At 58.1% G+C, this 2970-nt stretch carries 2 protein-coding genes; both read left to right on the forward strand.

Going from position 1 to position 2970, the window contains the following annotated elements; genetic code table 11:
• Positions 1 to 118 precede the first annotated feature (118 nt).
• Complete coding sequence (locus NP596_RS20780; RefSeq protein ID WP_256617298.1) at positions 119 to 2473, forward strand: TonB-dependent hemoglobin/transferrin/lactoferrin family receptor; 2355 nt, start codon at positions 119 to 121, stop codon at positions 2471 to 2473.
• A gap of 8 nt (positions 2474 to 2481) precedes the next feature.
• Positions 2482 to 2700 (forward strand): hypothetical protein, encoded by a 219-nt coding sequence (locus tag NP596_RS20785; RefSeq protein ID WP_256617299.1) that lies wholly within the window; start codon positions 2482 to 2484, stop codon positions 2698 to 2700.
• Positions 2701 to 2970 lie beyond the last annotated feature (270 nt).

The raw sequence follows: 2970 nt of genomic DNA on the forward strand, positions 1-2970 counted from the left end.
TGGCATGGGCTTGTTCCGGCACGGATGCCGACGCCGCGCCGTGGCTGCAGGGACGGCAACCTCCGCCGGAACACGACCATGCCAAAAACCCGGCGGCAAGCCGTATCGAGCAACGCTGATGGCCGCCCTGTTCTTGCTTAACCCACTCTCCGCGCGTTGCGAAGACGCGGCGGCAGCCGACCAAGAACTCGACACCGTATACGTGTCGGCTCCGGAAGAAAAATCCGCTCCCGCGAACCAAGCCGGCAGCCAATCGAGCATGGACTCCGTAACCATAGAACAGCGCATGGTACGTAATATCAAGGACTTGATCCGCTACGAACCCGGCGTCAACGTCGGCAACGACCCGCAGCGCTTCGGCGCCAGCGGCTTTACCATCCGCGGCCTGGGCGGCAACCGGGTGTTGATGCAGATCGACGGCGTACGGTTGCCGGAAGCCTTCCGCATCGGCTCATTCGCCAGCGCCAACCGCAATGCGGTGGACATGGACGCTTTAAAAGCGGTAGAAATCACCCGCGGCTCGGGACCAGCCAGTTACGGCGGCGATGCGATGGGCGGTACGGTCAACTTTGTCACCAAAGACCCGCGCGATTACCTAAACGCGTTCGGCAAGGATGTCTACACCGGCCTGAAACTGAACTACAACACCACCGATAACGGCTTTGTCCAGACCGGCACATTGGCCCGCGCGCTGGGCGGCTGGGAAGCCATGGCGCTGTTTACCCATACCCAAAGCAACGAAACCGACAACAAGGGCTATATCGACAGTTTGGGGGGCGACCGTACCGCCCCCAGCCCGCAAGACAACCGAAGCTATAACCTGCTGGCCAAACTGCTGTACCGGTTTAACGACGACAACGTGTTACGCTTGACCGGCGAATGGCTGGACAGCCAATCCTATGTGGATGCCCTGTATTTACGCGGCCCCGACATCAGTCTGCGCACGGTCAACAGCATGCTGACCACGGATACGCAATCCCGCTGGCGGCTGACATTGGACCACAGCTTAAAACAACTGCAGACGCCGGTATTCGATGAGCTGATGTGGAAGTTTTACACCCAAAAATCCGCCACTAGCCAAATCACCCTGCAAGACCGTACCGCCAGAACCGACGGCAACACCCTCACCGAGCGAATTTTCGCTTTCGCCAACGACGACTTCGGCGGCGAGTTGAAACTGGCTAAAAGTTTCGATTGGGCGGATACCCGCCACAATCTGCAATACGGCGGCCAAATCAGCAAAAACAGCATAGCCCAGCTACGGGACGGCAGCTATGCCTGCATCAGCGGCTCAGTTCACCCGATCAGCGGACTCCCAACAGCCACTTGCCCCAAAGGCACGATCAGCAAAACGGTGACGCCTGACGAATTTCCGGTACGCGACTTTCCGTTATCCGCCGTCACCAAGGCCGGCGCCTACCTGGAAGACACGGTTGAGCTGGTCGACAAGCGCATCGAGCTGATACCGGGCGGCCGCTGGGAATATTTCCGCTTATTGCCGGCCAGCGATTATCTGTTCCAAAAAGCCTCCGATGCCGCCGTCGCGGAAGGTGCCGATCCCGTCGTACCCAGCATCATCGACGCCTCGGCCTTTTTACCGAGATTCGGCGCCTTGCTGCACCTGAATAACGTCTTCACCGTACATGGGCAATACAGCCACGGTTTCCGCGGCCCGAACTTTAGCGAGAGCAACCTGGGCTTTACCAACGTCACCGGCGGCTACAGCAATCTGCCCAATTACAACATCCAACCCGAAACCAGCGTCGGCGCCGAAGTCGGTCTGCGCGGCCAGGGCTCGGCCGGCCAATTTGATGTCAGCGTCTACCGTAACGATTATGAAAACTTCATCTACAACGCGGTGATTTGCAACCCGGCCACCGCCGCCTGTCCGCCGCTGGGATTCACCACCTATCAGAATATCAATAGCGCCGATCCGATCCGAATTCAGGGCATAGAACTGAAAAGCCGGCTATATCTGGACTGGCTAAACCCGGCATTATTGGGTACCAGCCTGCTGTTTAGCGGCTCGTTTACCGAAGGTGTGAACTTGAAAACCCAGCGGAACGACGATGAAGCGCTCAGACAAATCAGCCCGATGAAAGCAGTCGTCGGCCTGCGCTACGATCAGCCCGGCGGCGACTGGGGCACGGAACTTAATCTAACACTGGTCGGGGCAAAACAAGCTTCGACCCTGCCGCAACCGGCCGACGCCGACGAAGAACGCGCCCGCTTTCTGCCTGCCGGCTACGGCGTCGTCGATTTCAACGCTTACTACAACGCCGGCAAACATCTCAGCTTTAATGTCGGCGTCTTCAACCTGCTGGACAAGAAGTATTTCGACTGGGAGGACATCAATACTCGCGCCGGCGACCCGCATGCCACGCTGGGTAATTTTGCCAGCGCTGAATATTGGGCAGATCGCTACTCACGGCCGGGACGCAACATTGCCGTCACCGTAAAAATGGCATTTTGAGGGAGGACATGGCACAGATGACCAAGGGAGAACGCGCTAAACACGAAGCTCAAAGAAATTTGGAGCGCTTGTTCAATGACTTGCTCAACCACAACGGCTTCGCGGATTTGCGAATAGAAATGCGCCTGCTCAAGCGGGGCCAGAAGGAAGTCATCATCTACTGCGGCAAGCAATACCGCTACGTCGTGGACTATCCGCAACAGGAGGCTCCGACAAAACCCGAATAACAGCACCGCCACCGCCATGGCCCGGCCATGGGCGGACAGCCGGCTTGGGGCCGAAACGGCGGCAACTATTGATACAAACCCACGACTCGTCTTCGCGGCGAAGAGATTCGATTATTTATCAACCATAGGAAATACCTTATGAAACATACGCAACAACTGACTTTATTCGCCGGCCTGCTGGCCGTCTCCACCCTGGCCTCCGCGGACATTACCAACGGTCCCAACCCTTACGCCGCCGGCTTCGGTTTCGACACCCCGGCCGAAGCGGCC

Origin of the sequence: Methylomonas rivi, from assembly GCF_024505165.1 — a bacterium.
GTDB classification, from domain to species: Bacteria; Pseudomonadota; Gammaproteobacteria; order Methylococcales; family Methylomonadaceae; genus Methylomonas; species Methylomonas rivi.

Coding starts and splice junctions, on each gene's coding strand:
- NP596_RS20780 (WP_256617298.1), top strand. CDS start 119: ATGGCCGCCCTGTTCTTGCTTAACCCACTCTCCGCGCGTTGCGAAGAC.
- NP596_RS20785 (WP_256617299.1), top strand. CDS start 2,482: ATGGCACAGATGACCAAGGGAGAACGCGCTAAACACGAAGCTCAAAGA.